At 65.6% G+C, this 15,494-nt stretch carries 14 protein-coding genes and 1 riboswitch; of the genes, 8 read left to right on the forward strand and 6 right to left on the reverse strand.

The annotated features are described in order from the left end of the window. Positions 1–101: 101 nt before the first annotated feature. Both L1892_RS08970 and L1892_RS08975 read right to left on the reverse strand, forming a co-directional pair. Positions 102–809, reverse strand: coding sequence for a C40 family peptidase (locus L1892_RS08970; protein WP_235723243.1), 708 nt, complete (start codon positions 807–809; stop codon positions 102–104). Between the two features lie 14 nt (positions 810–823). Further along, a riboswitch (cyclic di-AMP (ydaO/yuaA leader) is annotated at positions 824–1,004 on the reverse strand. 108 nt (positions 1,005–1,112) lie between these two features. Beyond that, positions 1,113–1,343: a hypothetical protein gene (locus L1892_RS08975; protein ID WP_235723244.1), complete on the reverse strand. Its 231-nt coding sequence runs from the start codon at positions 1,341–1,343 to the stop codon at positions 1,113–1,115. 243 nt (positions 1,344–1,586) lie between these two features. Between L1892_RS08975 and L1892_RS08980 the strand changes: the two genes are divergently transcribed. Both L1892_RS08980 and L1892_RS08985 read left to right on the forward strand, forming a co-directional pair. After that, positions 1,587–3,347, forward strand: a complete 1,761-nt coding sequence (locus tag L1892_RS08980) for a DEDD exonuclease domain-containing protein (protein WP_235723245.1) — start codon at positions 1,587–1,589, stop codon at positions 3,345–3,347. A 28-nt stretch (positions 3,348–3,375) separates the two neighbouring features. Further along, positions 3,376–3,654 carry an Lrp/AsnC family transcriptional regulator gene (locus L1892_RS08985; RefSeq protein ID WP_160901131.1) on the forward strand — a complete coding sequence of 93 codons (279 nt, stop codon included), beginning with the start codon at positions 3,376–3,378 and terminating at the stop codon, positions 3,652–3,654. A 46-nt stretch (positions 3,655–3,700) separates the two neighbouring features. On the opposite strand, the gene trpD is transcribed toward L1892_RS08985, so the two are convergent. Beyond that, on the reverse strand, positions 3,701–4,774 hold the full coding sequence (gene trpD / locus L1892_RS08990; RefSeq protein WP_235723246.1) for an anthranilate phosphoribosyltransferase: 1,074 nt from the start codon (positions 4,772–4,774) through the stop codon (positions 3,701–3,703). 25 nt (positions 4,775–4,799) lie between these two features. After that, positions 4,800–5,312, reverse strand: coding sequence for a hypothetical protein (locus tag L1892_RS08995; protein WP_235723247.1), 513 nt, complete (start codon positions 5,310–5,312; stop codon positions 4,800–4,802). A 143-nt stretch (positions 5,313–5,455) separates the two neighbouring features. Between L1892_RS08995 and ctaE the strand changes: the two genes are divergently transcribed. The 5 genes from ctaE to L1892_RS09020 all read left to right on the forward strand — a co-directional run bounded on the left by ctaE (position 5,456) and on the right by L1892_RS09020 (position 11,412). Next, the gene (ctaE, locus tag L1892_RS09000) at positions 5,456–6,067 is read left to right on the forward strand and encodes an aa3-type cytochrome oxidase subunit III (protein WP_235723248.1); all 612 of its coding nucleotides are present in this window, start codon (positions 5,456–5,458) and stop codon (positions 6,065–6,067) included. 52 nt (positions 6,068–6,119) lie between these two features. Further along, positions 6,120–7,040, forward strand: a complete 921-nt coding sequence (gene qcrC, locus L1892_RS09005) for a cytochrome bc1 complex diheme cytochrome c subunit (RefSeq protein ID WP_235723249.1) — start codon at positions 6,120–6,122, stop codon at positions 7,038–7,040. Continuing rightward, positions 7,037–8,197 carry a cytochrome bc1 complex Rieske iron-sulfur subunit gene (gene qcrA / locus L1892_RS09010; protein ID WP_235723250.1) on the forward strand — a complete coding sequence of 387 codons (1,161 nt, stop codon included), beginning with the start codon at positions 7,037–7,039 and terminating at the stop codon, positions 8,195–8,197. Before qcrC ends, qcrA begins: the two co-directional genes overlap by 4 nt. Next, positions 8,194–9,813: a cytochrome bc1 complex cytochrome b subunit gene (qcrB, locus tag L1892_RS09015; protein ID WP_235723251.1), complete on the forward strand. Its 1,620-nt coding sequence runs from the start codon at positions 8,194–8,196 to the stop codon at positions 9,811–9,813. Before qcrA ends, qcrB begins: the two co-directional genes overlap by 4 nt. 75 nt (positions 9,814–9,888) lie before the next feature. Beyond that, positions 9,889–11,412, forward strand: coding sequence for a bifunctional phosphatase PAP2/diacylglycerol kinase family protein (locus L1892_RS09020; protein WP_235723252.1), 1,524 nt, complete (start codon positions 9,889–9,891; stop codon positions 11,410–11,412). A gap of 96 nt (positions 11,413–11,508) precedes the next feature. Here the strand turns inward: L1892_RS09020 and L1892_RS09025 are convergent, their stop codons facing one another. Together L1892_RS09025 and ctaC are read right to left on the reverse strand one after the other, a co-directional pair. Continuing rightward, positions 11,509–11,925: a cytochrome c oxidase subunit 4 gene (locus L1892_RS09025; RefSeq protein ID WP_235723253.1), complete on the reverse strand. Its 417-nt coding sequence runs from the start codon at positions 11,923–11,925 to the stop codon at positions 11,509–11,511. Next, the gene (ctaC, locus tag L1892_RS09030; RefSeq protein WP_235723265.1) at positions 11,922–12,989 is read right to left on the reverse strand and encodes an aa3-type cytochrome oxidase subunit II; all 1,068 of its coding nucleotides are present in this window, start codon (positions 12,987–12,989) and stop codon (positions 11,922–11,924) included. The genes L1892_RS09025 and ctaC overlap by 4 nt, the downstream gene beginning before the upstream one ends. 363 nt (positions 12,990–13,352) lie before the next feature. Between ctaC and asnB the strand changes: the two genes are divergently transcribed. Further along, complete coding sequence (asnB, locus tag L1892_RS09035) at positions 13,353–15,278, forward strand: asparagine synthase (glutamine-hydrolyzing) (RefSeq protein WP_235723254.1); 1,926 nt, start codon at positions 13,353–13,355, stop codon at positions 15,276–15,278. The last annotated feature ends 216 nt before the right edge of the window (positions 15,279–15,494 follow it).

Raw genomic sequence — 15,494 nt, forward strand, 5'->3', positions numbered from 1 at the left:
CGACGCCACTGGTCGACCACGGACCCGCGTGATGTGTCGGGCGGATCACGTGATCACGTGATCCGCCCCACAAAGTCCACTCCGTGCTGCGACCCGATCGCTCAGTAACGACGGATTCCGGTCAGCGACCAATTGCTGACGTTGTCCTTCTTCACGGGCGTGCCGTAGGTCGACGAATGCACGAATTTGCCGTTGCCGGCGTAGATCCCGGCGTGGCCGCCACCGTTGAAGATCAGCACGTCTCCCGGCTTTGCCTGCGCGATCGAGGCGACCGGGGTGCCGCCGCCGAGCTGTCCGTAGCTGTCACGGGGAATGGTCTTGCCGGCCTTCTTGTACGACCAGTAGACGAGGCCGGAGCAGTCGAACGCGTTCGGCCCGGCCGCGCCGTAGGAGTACGGCGAGCCGATCTTGCTCTCGGCGTTGCTCACGGCCTTCTGCGCCACGGTGGGCTGCACGCCGAGGATGCCGCCGCCGCCACCCTTGGGCTGGAACTGCTGCGGGATCTGGTCGTTGTTGAGACCCGGGACCGTGAAGGTGCCGATGTTCGGGATCTCGACGCTGGCAGCCGGGTTCTTGGCCACCGGGGCGGCCTGCGGCGCAGCGGCCTTGGGCTCCTGGAATTGCTGGGGGATCTGCTTGCTGTCGACCCCAGGAAGTTCGAAATTGCCGATGTTCGGCACGTGAACCGGTGCGGCGAGCGCGGGACCTGCCGCAGCGGCGAGTGAGCCGACGGTGATCGACCCGGCCACAACCGCGCGCTTGGCCACTTTGCTGCCCCGGTTGGGCTGCTCCAAACGATGTTTCGCCACGAAGCGACTTCTCCTTGCTCTCCCTTCGACCGCCGACCGGGTTAGCTGTCGGATTCGGGCCGGAAGAATGGCCCTACGCAGCACATCCGACGACAAACAGCGTCGTCGGGCATGCGCGATTCACCCCAATTCGGATTGCTCCGAAACTGATGGTTCCCCGGTTCGCCCAGATGGGCGATTGAGCGGTGACCGATCCAGACCACTCCTGTTGGAGCGGGACGCTCTGAAAAGGTCTCGGAAAGGTTACGAAATCGAATGCGGGTCTGTCCACCGACCGACTTAGGCCGGTCGCGCACCGAAATCTCAACCAGCGCGCAAAATCCGCAGGCGCTGCCCCGAAACAGCCTCGTGAACAGTGGTTTTACTCGTTCTTGCAGATACTGCAGACGCTCTGGTGACCATCGCAGCATCGACGAAGACATCGATCGCGGCGTCGATCACCGCGTCCGGCGAACGGCCCGATTCCGTGACCTTTCCTCCACCTTGACCCACCGGGTTTTCGCAGTTGGGGGCATCGAAGAGGACCTGCATCATGCATCCGTCACAGGCGGCCGGACGGCCCGGGCAGGTCTGGCAATCGACGTACATCTGTGATCTCCATCTCACTTGGCTGCGGTCGGGATGTCGACGCGTGTCGGAGTCACCCTCCGGCCCGATTCGTCGCTTGCGATGAAGCGTAGGAACGACCACCGACAGAATCGGCGCGAAGGACACCAAACCCACCGTTCCCGCCTGTCACATCAGCATCTGTCGTTGCATCGAACTAATGTTCGGTGCGTGGCTATCAAGGCGGTGGGCGACGGACAACTCACCTTTTCCGACCTCGACGGTGACGCCGGTCTCGACGACGACGATTTCGACCGTTCACTGTTCGACACCACGATGGTCGTCGTCGACCTCGAGACCACCGGCGGCAGCGCGGCGAACGATGAGATCACCGAGATCGGGGCCGTCAAGATCCGCGGCGGCGAGGTGATCGGCGAATTCGCCACCCTCGTCGACCCCGGATGTCCGATCCCGCCCAAGATCGTCACGCTCACCGGGATCACCGAGGCGATGGTTGCGGATGCGCCCATGATCGGCGAGGTGCTCTCCTCGTTCGTGGAGTTCGCCCGAGGAGCGATCCTGGTGGCCCACAACGCACGGTTCGACATGGGCTTCCTGCGGCACAACGCCCGCGCCCTCGGCATCGAATGGCCGTTCCACACCAGCTTGTGCACGGTCACATTGGCGCGTCGCGTTCTCACCCGCGACGAGGCCCCGTCGGTGCGGCTGTCGGTCCTCGCCGACCTATTCAACGTCTCGGTTCGGCCCACCCACCGCGCGCTCGACGACGCCCGGGCGACCGTCGAGGTGCTGCACCATCTGCTCGAACGGGTCGGCAACCAGGGTGTCGGCACCTACCGTGAGCTGACCGCCTATCTGCCCCGGACCAATCCACGCCTACGCGCCAAGCGGTCGATGGCGCAGAGTCTGCCGGCGCGTCCGGGGGTGTATCTGTTTCGCGGGCCGTCTGACGAGGTCCTCTATGTGGGTACCGCGGTGGACCTGCGTCGGCGGGTGTCGTCCTACTTCACCGGCAGCGACCCGCGTCCGCGGATGAGTGAGATGGTGGGGCTGGCAACACGAGTCGATCACATCGAATGCGCCCATGGGCTCGAAGCCGGGGTGCGTGAACTGCGTCTGCTGGCCGCCCACGCACCCGCCTACAACCGCCGCTCGACGCAACCGCATCGTGGGTGGTGGGTGGTGCTGACCGGTGAACGGTTCCCTCGTCTGAAGGTCTCACGCACCCCCACCGACGACAGCATCGGCCCCATCGGTAATCGCACCACCGCCGCCACCATTGCCGACATGCTCGCGGCGGCCACCGGTCTGCGGAGCTGCACGACACGCAGCGGGTCCGCCTCCCACCACTGGTGCCGTTCCGAGGCGGCCGGTGGGCCTCGCATCGGAGGCTGCCACGCCGCTTCGGATCGGCCGCTGACACTCCCCGACTATCTGCCTCGGGTCTCGGCTGTCCGCGATGTCATGACCGGCGATTCCGACGTGGCGCTCGCGACACTCACCGATCGCCTGACACACCTGTCCGAGATGCAGATGTTCGAGAGCGCCGCCCGCCACCGGGACCGCTTGTCGGCGACCATCGACGTGCTCGCGCGATGTCAGCGGTTGTCCGCACTGAATCGGATCGCCGAACTGGTGGTGGCCCGGCGTGACGAGCAGCACGGATGGGAGCTGGCGGTGATCAGACACGGCCGTCTCGCAGGTGCAGGCGTCGCGCGTCGCGGGGTGCCGCCGATGCCGGTGGTCGACACCCTCGTGGCCGCCGCCGAAACCGTCCTACCGGGTGTCGGCCCCCTGTTCGGGGCCCCCGCCGAGGAGTCCGCGCTGCTCTACCGCTGGGTCACCGAACCCGGCGCGCGCATCGTCGGGGCCAGCGAGCCGTTCGTTCTGCCGGGCGCATGCGCACAACGATGGTCGGCCTGGTCGCGTGTCGCCCACGACGCACGCGAGTCGCCCCGTCGCGCCGGGTGACACGACGCACCGCACTACTGTGTCAACCATGATCACCGCCATCGTCCTGATCCACGCCGACGTCCACCAGATCCCGGAGACCGCGCAGGCAGTGGCCGACATCCCCGGGGTGTCGGAGGTCTATTCGTGCGCCGGTGACGTGGACCTGATCGCGAAGATCAAGGTGCGTGACCACGACCAGATCGCGGACGTGGTGACCGGCAAGATCAATCGACTGCCCGGGGTGACCCACAGCGCCACTCACATCGCATTCCGCAGTTACTCGCGGTCAGATGTCGAAGGCGGATTCTCCATCGGTGAGGAGTGAACAGGGCCCGTCCCCGACCAACCCGGGTCTCGGCCTGATGCGGATCTCAGCGCTCGTCGGCGAGTTCGGCGCTGAGCGACGCCCAGCGTTCGAGTAGACGGGCGACGTCACCGCCGTCGAGCACCGCAGCCGCGCGGGTCATCGCCTCGGCCATCACATCCGTCAGCCCGCTGTCGGTCAGCACGGCGCGTTGTTCGAATGCGACCAGCGCCGCCGCCGCATTGAGGAGCACGGCATCGCGCACCGGACCGCGGGTGCCCGCGAACAGATCGCGCGCGATAGCGGCGTTGCGCTGCGCATCGCCACCCTGCAAGGCGGCCAGTTCGACGCGTTCGACCCCGAGGTCGTCGGGATCGAGAGCGAGCCGGGTGACCTGACCATCGACGACCTGCCACACCGTGGATGTGGTGGTGGTGGTCAGTTCGTCGAGTCCGTCGTTGCCACGCACCACCAGTGCCGAACTGCCACGGTCGGCGAACGCTTGCGCCAGTACCGGCGCGAGATCGTCGAACGCACATCCGATCAGGCCACTCGAGGGCCGCGCCGGGTTCGTCAACGGCCCCAGCACGTTGAACACGGTCGGGATACCGATCTGCTTGCGGGGCGGTCCGGTGAACCGGAAAGCCGGGTGGAACACCGGTGCGAAGCAGAAGCCGATGTTCACCTCGTCCACGCATCGCGCCACCGCGTCGGGCCCGAGCGTGATGTCGACGCCGAGGGCTTCGAGCACATCGGCACCGCCGCTCTTCGACGACGCCGCACGATTGCCGTGTTTGACGACGGGCACACCCGCAGCAGCCACCACCATCGAGGTCATCGTGGAGATGTTCACCGTGTGCGAGCGGTCTCCGCCGGTGCCCACGATGTCCACCGCCGGCCGACTCACCTCGACGAGGGCCGCGTGCTCCAGCATCGCCGACGCCAGGCCGCGTAGTTCGGCGGGAGCCGCGCCCTTCATCTTCACCCCGACACCGAATGCAGCGATCTGCGCGCCGGTCGCGGCATCGCTCATGATCTCGTTCATCGCCCACGACGCCTCGTCGACGGTGAGATCGATCCGGTCGGTGACGCGTCCGAGGATGTGCGGCCAGGTGTACGCGGAAGAGTCCGTGCTGCTCACAGAGAAAACAGTAGTGGCCCGCCGATCAGCGACCCGCCACCGGTGGCTGCAGGACCTGCCAGCGCAGCACTTCGCCACCGTGTCGCGAACCGAGGCTGGCCATCCGTGAGCGCTCCTGCGACAGATGCATGGCATCGAGCAGCTGCACCCGAGCGAGCACGACGATCACCTCGTCGGCAGTGCCGGTGTCGGATGCGAGTTCGTCGACGGGCCCCACCTTGGCCGATTGGTACCCGTCCAGCCCGGCGAGCGCGACCGCGTCGTCGACCTGCGAGGAGGGCAGTCGCAGCACATGACGCAGCACCACCTCGTCGTCGGCCCGCCACGCCGAGTCGGCCAGGGCAGTCGAACTCGCCACGGCATCGTCTGCGGATTCGACGACCACCACCAGGCTCGGGTCGTCGACCTGCACCTGCGCGGCCACCTCACGTCGGCCCAGTACCCGGTCACGTAACCGCGTGAGTCGGCCCACCTCCACCGGGCGGCCGTTGAGGTCACGCCGCACCGGCGAGGCCTCCGGTCCACCAGCTCGATTCACCCGTCACACCTCCAGGAAACCATGCTCGTCCAGACACGCCGGAACAGTCGGCGACCGGCGACTACCAGCGACGAAACAAAAAGTTCCGGTGAATATCGGACCCAAGTGGTCAGCCCTTACTACGAACCGTCATACTTCATTTTGTGACTAGCGCTGTAGGTACCTCAGGAACAGCCATCACCTCGCGCGTGCACTCGCTGAACCGGCCCAACATGGTCAGCGTCGGCACGATCGTGTGGCTGTCCAGTGAGCTCATGTTCTTCGCTGGACTGTTCGCGATGTATTTCGTCGCGCGCGCCAACTCCTCGGTGGGTTGGCCACCGGAGCCGACCGAGCTCAACCTCACCCTCGCGATCCCGGTGACGACAGTGCTGATCCTGTCGTCGGTGACGTGCCAGATGGGTGTGTTCGCCGCCGAGCGCGGCGACGTCTTCGGTCTGCGCCGCTGGTATGTGCTGACGTTCCTGATGGGTGCGTTCTTCGTGGCCGGACAGGGCTATGAGTACTACCACCTGGTGCACGAGGGGACGACGCTGAGCTCGAGCGCCTATGGTTCGGTCTTCTACATGGCCACCGGTTTCCATGGTCTGCACGTCATCGGTGGTCTGGTTGCCTTCGTCTTCCTGCTGATCCGCACGAAGTTGTCCAAGTTCACGCCGGCCCAGGCCACCGCCGCCATCGTGGTGTCGTACTACTGGCACTTCGTCGACATCGTCTGGATCGGCCTCTTCGTCACGATCTACTTCATCAGGTAGCCGTTCCCGGCACGCCTGCACAACAGTCCGCCCGCTTAGTAGAGAGTCACAGATGAGTTCATCTCCACCGCGACCGTCGGATAACGACGACGTGGACGCCGGTACGGATTCCCCGGTCGGCGCCACCCCGGCGCGCAAGGCGAAGTCCCGGCGCAAACTGCGTCGTCGTGCGAGCGGCACTCTGCTGCTGCTCGTCGGTCTGCTGACCGCCGGTGTTCTGGCATCGGTCCTGACGCCCAAACCTCAGGTAGCCGTCGCCGACGAATCGAACGCCGCCCTGATCGCCGACGGCAAGAAGCTCTACGAGACCTCGTGCATCACCTGTCACGGCGCCAACCTGCAGGGTGTGGACGATCGCGGCCCGGCTCTGTTGGGCGTGGGCGATGCAGCGGTGTACTTCCAGGTCTCCACCGGCCGCATGCCGGCCGCGCGCGGCGAGGCCCAGGCCACCCGCAAGCCGCCGAAGTTCACCAAGGCCCAGATCGACCAGCTCGGCGCCTACATCCAGTCCGAGGGCGGCGGTCCGCAGGTCATCTACGAGCGCAACGCCGATGGCTCGGTCAAGATGGAAGACGGCCTACCCGTGCTCGCCCAGGAGTCGCTGCGCGGCGACAACCTCGGCCGCGGCAGCGAGTTGTTCCGCCTCAACTGCGCCTCGTGCCACAACTTCACCGGTCGTGGTGGCGCGCTGTCATCGGGCAAGTTCGCCCCCAACCTCGATGGCGTCGAAGAGCAGCAGATCTATACGGCGATGCTCACCGGACCGCAGAACATGCCGAAGTTCTCCAACCGGCAGCTGTCGCTGGAAGAGAAGCGCGACATCATCGGCTTCATCAAGTACGTCACCGAGTCCAATCCGCAGGGCGGCCTGAACATCGGCGGTTTCGGCCCCGTCAGTGAGGGCATGGTGATGTGGGCGATCGGCGTCACGGCGATCGTCGCCGGCGCGATGTGGATGGGATCACGGACATGAGTGCACACGACGGTAAGGACACCCCGTCGCAGGACGAGCTCGACCAGATGAGCAACGACGATCTGGTCAAACTCGGCACCAACCTCGACGGCGTGGAGATCATCCACCGCGCCGAGCGGTTCCCGGAGCCGGGCACCGGCGTGGAGAAGCGCGCCGAGCGTCAGGTCGCGATCTGGTTCACCATCGCCGGTCTGTCCGCGATCGCCTGCTTCATCATCTTCATCTGGAACCACTGGGAGTTCGCACTCCCCGATTCCGCCGACTACTGGCGCTACACCCTCAACACTCCCCTGTTGGGTATCACCTTCGGTCTGTCGGTGCTGTCGATCGGCATCGGCATGGTGATCTTCACCAAGAAGTTCATCCCTGCCGAGATCTCCGTGCAGGATCGCCACGACGGTGGTTCCAACGAGGTCGACAGGCGGACGGTCGCAGCGGAGTTCAACGACTCCCTGACCACCTCGACCCTGCCGCGTCGCAAGATGATTCTCGGATCGGCCGCCTTCGGACTCGGCGCCTTCGCGGTCACCGGGCTCGTCGCCGGCCTCGGCGGCATCATCAAGAACCCGTGGGCCAAGGGTGACGACGCGCCGCTGTGGCACACCGGTTGGTCGCCGATCTACAACCCCGCCGACGATCCCAACGAGACCGTCTTCCTACGCCGCGACACCGGCAACCCGCACCAGGTCGCCCTGGTCCGGCCGGAAGACCTCGACGCGGGCGCCATGGAGACGGTCTTCCCGTGGCGCGTGTCCGACGGGTACGGCGAGACCGAGGAGTCACGCCACAAGCTCGTCGAGGGTCTGCGTTACGTCAGCAACCCCGTCATGCTCATCCGCTTGCGCCCCGAGGACGCTGCCCGCGCCATCAAGCGCAAGGGGCAGGAGAGCTTCAACTACGGCGACTACTTCGCCTACACGAAGGTGTGCAGCCACCTCGGCTGCCCCACCTCGCTGTACGAGCAGCGGACCAACCGCATCCTCTGCCCGTGCCACCAGTCGCAGTTCGACGCGCTCGAGTACGCCAAGCCGGTCTTCGGTCCGGCCGCCCGGGCACTGGCGCAGCTGCCGATCACAGTGAACAATCAGGGATACATGGTCGCCGCAGGCGACTTCATCGAACCCGTCGGACCGGCATTTTGGGAGCGTAAGTCATGACCATCGCCGACCGTGTCGCGGCGCAGGCCAACGAGGTCGACTCGCGATATCACGCCGCCCCGGGCATCCGGCGGCAGATCAACAAGGTGTTCCCCACCCACTGGTCGTTCCTGCTGGGTGAGATTGCGCTGTACAGCTTCGTCATCCTGCTGGTCTCGGGTGTCTACCTGACCCTGTTCTTCGATCCGTCGATGAGCGAGGTCATCTACGACGGCGCCTATCAGCCCCTCAATGGCGTGATGATGACCAAGGCGTACGCCACCACCCTGGACATCTCGTTCGAGGTTCGTGGCGGCCTGTTCGTGCGTCAGATCCATCACTGGGCGGCACTGCTGTTCGCGGCGTCGATCGTGGTGCACATGGCGCGCATCTTCTTCACCGGCGCGTTCCGTCGTCCGCGTGAGGCCAACTGGATCATCGGCTGCGTCTTGCTGATCCTGGCCATGTTCGAGGGCTTCTTCGGCTACTCGCTGCCCGACGACCTGCTCTCGGGTACCGGCGTCCGCGCCGCCATGAGCGGTATCGTCCTCGGTATCCCGCTGATCGGCACCTGGATCCACTGGGCTTTGTTCGGCGGCCAGTTCCCCGGCGACATCATCATCCCGCGCCTGTACATGATGCATATCCTGCTGTTCCCAGGGATCATCTTGGCGTTGATCGGCGCGCATCTGGCACTGGTCTGGTACCAGAAACACACCCAATTCCCCGGCCCCGGCCGCACCGAGAAGAACGTCGTCGGTGTGCGTATCCTGCCGGTGTTCGCGGTCAAGTCAGGTGCGTTCTTCGCGATCACCACCGGTGTGCTGGCCATGATGGCGGGCATTTTCCAGATCAACCCGGTCTGGACCATCGGCCCCTACAACCCGGCGCACGTGTCCGCGGGCTCTCAGCCCGACATCTACATGATGTGGACGGACGGTCTGGCCAGACTCATGCCCGCCTGGGAGTTGTACCTGGGCAATTACACGATCCCGGCGATCTTCTGGGTGGTCGTGGTCATCACCATCATGTTCGCGGTGATGTTCGCCTACCCGTGGATCGAGAAGCGGTTGACCGGCGACGATGCGCATCACAACCTGCTGCAGCGTCCGCGTGACGTGCCGGTGCGCACCGGTATCGGCGCAATGGCACTGTCGTTCTGGATCATCCTGACCCTGTCGTGCATGAACGACATCATCGCGCTGAAGTTCGACATCTCGCTGAACGCGACCACCTGGATGGGCCGGATCGGTCTGATCGTGGTGCCGCCGCTGGCCTACTTCATCGCCTACCGGTGGGCACTGTCGCTGCAGCGCAGTGACCGCGCGGTGCTGGCCCACGGCATCGAGACCGGCATCATCAAGCGGCTGCCGCAGGGTGAGTACATCGAGGTGCACCAACCTCTCGGCCCGGTCGACGACCACGGCCACCCGATCCCGCTCCCCTACGAGGGTGCCGCACTGCCGAAGCGGATGAACAAACTCGGTTCGGCAGGAGCACCCGGTACCGGCTCGATCCTGCTCGAGGATCCGCCGGAGCAGCAGATCCGCAACACCGAGCGCGAGCACGAGGTGGAGAAGTCCGAGCAGCAGGCGCTGCGCGAACTGCAGGCAAAGGGTGGCAACCCGCTCGACTGATCTGCGGTGAGCATCGACCACGGCCGCCGTCGCACATCGCGACGGCGGCCGTGTTTGCGTGCGTAGGATCGAGGAGTGATCAGTCCGCGCCGCTCGCCCCGTGCCGCTCTCCGATCCCGCTGGGACTCCACGGGTTTGCGCGAGATCACCCGCGGACTGGGCACACTCGACGCGGAGATATTCGAGACCATTGCGCAGTCCCACTCCCCCGGACTCGACGCAGTGATGCCACGGCTGACCCGGGCCGCCGATCATTCGAAACTCTGGTTCGCGATCGCCGGCGCGATGGCACTCGGCGGTGGCGCGACGGCGCAACGTGCCGCGGTACGCGGAGTTGTGACGGTCGGCGTGACGAGCGTGCTCACCAACCAGATAGCCAAACGCATCCGCAGTCGTCCTCGGCCCGAGACGGCATCGGTTCCGCTGCAGCGGCGATCTCGGCGGACCCCGACCTCCAACTCGCTGCCGTCGGGACACTCGGCCAGCGCGGCCGCCTTCGCCATGGGCGTCGGCATCGAACACGCCCCGACGGGACTCGTCCTCGGTGGCCTTGCCGGCCTGGTCGGATTGTCCCGCATCGCCACCGGCGCACACTACCCCGGAGATGTCTTGGCCGGGTTCGGGATCGGGGCGACCATCGCAGTCATCGGCGGGCGTCTGGTGCCGCCCATCACCACTCACGACATCGCGATCGCCCCGCCGTCGGATGTACCCGCGCCGGCGTGTCCGGCTGGGGCGGGCGTGGTGGTGGTCGGTAATCCGGAGTCGGGGTCCGGCAACGGACGACAGGTGCTCGACAAAGTGCGTGCACTGCTCCCCGACGCGGAGATCATCGAAATCGGCCCCGACGACGACATGCCCAATCTCTTACGTCGGGCCGCGGAACGGGCCGACGTACTGGCGGTGTCCGGCGGCGACGGCACCGTCGCCTGCGCCGCGCCGGTGGCGCTCGAGGCGGGGGTTCCCCTGGCGGTTCTGCCCGGCGGTACGTTCAACCACTTCGCCCGGGATCTGGGCATCCGGTCGGTGGCCGACACCGTCGGCGCCATCGCCGAAGGCCGCTTGACACGCGTGGACATCGTCCGGCTCAACGATGACACGGTCGTGTTGAACACGGCTAGTATCGGCGCGTACCCGCATTTCGTCCGCACCCGGACCCGCCTGCAGCACAAACGTAGTCGGCCTTTCGCCACCGCCGTCGCGCTCATGGCCACGCTACGCCGCACCCGCCCCGTCCGGATTCGTGTCGACGGGGTGGTCATGGAGACGTCGCTGTTCCTGCTCGGCAATTCGTTGTACCGGCCGTCCGGTTTCGCACCATCGCGACGACTGCGGATCGACGACGGACTACTCGATGTACGCATCCTCGAGGTCGGTCACCGATTCGCACTCGCACGTCTGGTGGGTTCCATGCTCACCGGACGGTTGGAGCGGTCGCCGCTGTATCACGAGTTGCAGGTGCCCGAGTTCTCGTTCTCCGCGGTGGACGAGCCGCTCGTGGTGGCCCACGACGGCGAGGTCGGTGAGAGCTACGACGAGGCCACATTCCGCGTCGATTACCGTGCGCTGTCGGTCTATACCCCGGCGCCCCGACGCTGACGGCGATCCCCGACGGGGCCAGCCGGCGTACGACGACAACGGCCGCCTCCGACCGGCGTGGTCAGGGAGGCGGCCGTTGTCAGAGGCTGCTGTGGGTCAGTGCTTCTCCGGACCCACGTGGTACTCGAAAACGAGTCCTGCCGCGGTGCCGATGATGACGAACCCCGCGAAGATCGCGAACCACAGGTTGTGGGTGGCGAAACCGATGCCGAACAGGGCGGCGCCGAAGGCCAACAGGATCGGCCACCAGGAGTGGGGGCTGAAGAAGCCCAATTCGCCTGCGCCGTCCTCGACCTCGGCGTCTTCGTAGTCCTCGGGACGGATCTCGACACGACGAGCGACGAACCGGAAGTAGGTGCCGGCGATCAGCGTCAGGCCGGCACTGAAGAACATTCCGGTCACGCCCACCCACTCGACGCCGCGACTAGCGAACGCAGTGCAGATCGTGTAGATGATGCCCGCGAGGAAGAAGAATGCCGTCAGCAATTCGAAGATTCGGGCTTCGATTTTCATCCGTTTGCTCCCACCGTGCAGTTAGGCAAGGACGTGTTGGAGGCATCACCGAGGTCGGTCGGGGTGTCGCCGTCGGTGGCGCGTCGCGTGTCGAACGGAACCGTCGTCACCGACTCGGGAACCTCGCAGATCTCTTCGAGCGCCTGCGCATTGGTCGCCTGCGGGTTGTCCTCCCGATAGCGGATGTAGGCGTCGAACTTCTCCGGCGAAACCGCACGGACCTCGAAGTTCATCATCGAGTGATAGGTGCCGCACATCTCGGCGCAACGCCCGACGAAGGCACCCTCCCGGTCGATGCTGGAGATCTGGAAGACGTTGTCGGAGTGGTTCTGCTCCGGGAACGGCATCACGTCGCGCTTGAAGAGGAACTCCGGCACCCAGAATGAGTGGATGACGTCGGCCGCGGCGATCTCGAACTCGATGCGCTGGCCCGTCGGCAGCACCAACACGGGGATCTCGTTCGACGATCCGACCGTTTCGATCTGGTTGAACTGCAGGTAGTTCCGGATATCGTCGTCGCGACCGCCGGCCGGGAGGGGCAGCTCCTCACCGTGGTGGTTGGCCTCGTTGCGTGCCTGCAGCTCGAACGGGCTGCCTTCGCCCTCGAAGCCGTCATAGCGCGAGCCGTCGGTGAACTCGACCTCGCGGTAGCCGAACTTCCAGTTCCACTGGAACGCGGTCACGTCGACGACGACCTTGGAGTCGTCGGTCTTGCTCTCGACGTCGTTCTGGACCACGACGGTGAAGTAGAAGAGCACGGCGATGATCACGAACGGGATCGCCGTGTAGGTCAGTTCCAGCGGCACGTTGTACGCGGTCTGCCGGGGGAAGACGTCCTTGCCGGGCTTGGCCCGGTGGAAGGTGATGGTCCAGAAGATCAGGGCCCACACCAGGATGCCCATGAGGAGTGCGGCGATGACCGACCAGGTCCACAGCTCGCCCATCTTCTCTGCTTCGGGGGTCACGCCTTCGGGCCAACCGAAGCGCATCGCCGTACGGGCGTCACATCCCGACAGCAGCAACGCCCCGATGCCGAGTGCGACGAGTGCACCGACCTGCTTGATCGTCCGCGATGCGGAACGGGCCCCTGTCGCCCGCGGCCGTCCACCGTGTGCCAATTTCACGCCTTCCCGCTCGCTCGATGTCGGCACACGTGCCGACCGAGTTGCCATGCCACATGACTCGCACAGGGCTTTCTTCGCCCGCGCCGAGTCAAGTCGCACCCAGCGCCAAGGCAATTCTTGCACCTAGTACTACGCAGCGTAGACCAAGCCGTGCAACGTTTCGTGATTGGGGTTTACCTGCGTGCCTCGCCACGGCACCACGCTGAACCGACCCGCGGACCGTACGCCTTGCGTGGCGCGTACGTCAGGCATACTCGACGCGTCAGAACAGCATCGCGACGTCGACGAAATGGGGCCTGTCTGGTGTGTGGTTTGCTCGGTCTGCTGACCTCGGACGGTTCGGCATCCGACGCTGTCGGATCGGTGTCGGACGCGTCGCGCTGCATGCGCCACCGCGGCCCGGACGAGCCGGGCACCTGGCATGATGCCGACCTCGTCCTCGGATTCAACCGGCTGTCGATCATCGACATCGAACACTCGCACCAACCGCTGCGGTGGGGACCGCCAGAAAACCCCGACCGGTACGCACTCGTGTTCAACGGCGAGATCTACAACTATCTCGAGATCCGCGCGGAACTGACTCGCGATCACGACGCCGAGTTCGCCACCGAGGGTGACGGCGAGGCCATCGTCGCAGCGTTCCATCACTGGGGACCGGACGCGGTGCGTCGCCTGCGTGGCATGTTCGCATTCGCGATCTGGGACACCCGGCAACGCTCGTTGTTCCTCGCTCGCGACCCATTCGGCATCAAGCCGCTGTTCATCGCGACCGGCCCCGGCGGTACCGCGTTCGGCAGCGAGAAGAAGAGCCTGCTCGAGCTGACCGGGTTGCTCGGGTTGGGTGACGACCTCGATCCTCGGGCCATCGAGCACTACACCGTGCTGCAGTATGTTCCCGAGCCGGAAACCCTGCATGCGGCGATTCGACGACTCGAATCCGGGTGTCATGCGTCCATCCGCCCGGGCCAGGCGCCACAGATCCAGCGATACTTCACACCCCGTTTCCCGGTACGACCGTTCGGCAGCGGGGACTCCCAGGCCCGATACGACGAGATCGCCGAGGTCCTGTCCGATTCGGTGGCCAAACACATGCGCGCCGACGTGACCGTGGGGTCATTCCTGTCCGGCGGCATCGACTCCACCGCGATCGCTGCGCTGGCGATCCGCCACAACCCCGACCTGGTCACCTTCACCACCGGCTTCGAGCGCGACGGATACTCCGAGATCGACGTGGCGGTGGAATCCGCCGAGGCGATCGGCGCCAAACACGTCGTCAAGGTCGTCAGTCCGCGAGAGTTCATCGAGGCCATCCCGGAGATCGTGTGGTACCTCGACGACCCGGTCGCCGACCCGGCCCTCGTGCCGCTCTACTTCGTCGCCCGGGAGGCCCGCAAGCATGTGAAGGTGGTGCTCTCCGGTGAGGGCGCCGATGAGTTGTTCGGCGGCTACACGATCTACAAGGAGCCGCTGTCACTGAGTGCGTTCGACCGGCTGCCCGGCGCGTTGCGCCGGCTCGCGGGGCGGGTGTCCGACCGGATTCCGGAGGGGACCCGCGGCAAGAGCCTGCTGCACCGCGGCTCACTGACGCTCGAGGAGCGCTACTACGGCAACGCCCGCAGCTTCGACGATGCGCGACTGCGCGCGGTGCTCCGCGACTACCGTCCGGAGTGGACCCATACCGACGTCACCGCGCCCATCTACGCAATGTCGACCGACCTCGACCCCGTCGCCCGCATGCAACACGTCGACCTGTTCACCTGGTTGCGCGGCGACATCCTGGTGAAGGCCGACAAGATGACGATGGCCAATTCATTGGAACTGCGCGTGCCGTTCCTCGATCCCGAGGTGTTCCGCGTCGCAGAGACACTCCCCTTCGACGAGAAGATCGCCCATGGCACCACGAAGTACGCCCTTCGGCAGGCCCTCGAACAGATCGTTCCGCCCCATGTGCTGCACCGCAAGAAATTGGGCTTTCCGGTGCCCATCCGCCACTGGCTGGCCGGCTCCGAGATGTTCGACTGGGCGCACGAGGTCATCGAGCATTCGCAGACCGACCATATCCTCAACAAGAACGTCGTGGTCGAGATGCTCAACGAGCACCGCGACGGAGTCGTGGACAACAGTCGCCGGCTGTGGACGCTGTTGATGTTCATGGTCTGGCACGGGATCTTTGTCGAGAAGTCGATCGTCCCCGACATCACCGATCACCACTACCCGGTGCGGTTGTAGCGGGTCGAGTCCCTTTTCGCGCCGACAGAACCCACAAAATCGCCGACAGAACCCAGATTTCCGTCGAAAGAATCACTCGCACGCGTGCGGCTGGGCTTGGGCTCAAGTGGTCACCGCAACAGCCTGTCTGTTGGAGGTTGCTGGTGGCGAACAATCGTGTGCCCGCGGTGAAGCGTGAGCGGTTTTGGGTAGCTCTCGGGGAGGGTAGTTCGGTGG

It is taken from the genome of Gordonia tangerina, from assembly GCF_021556435.1.
Classification (GTDB): Bacteria; Actinomycetota; Actinomycetes; order Mycobacteriales; family Mycobacteriaceae; genus Gordonia; species Gordonia tangerina.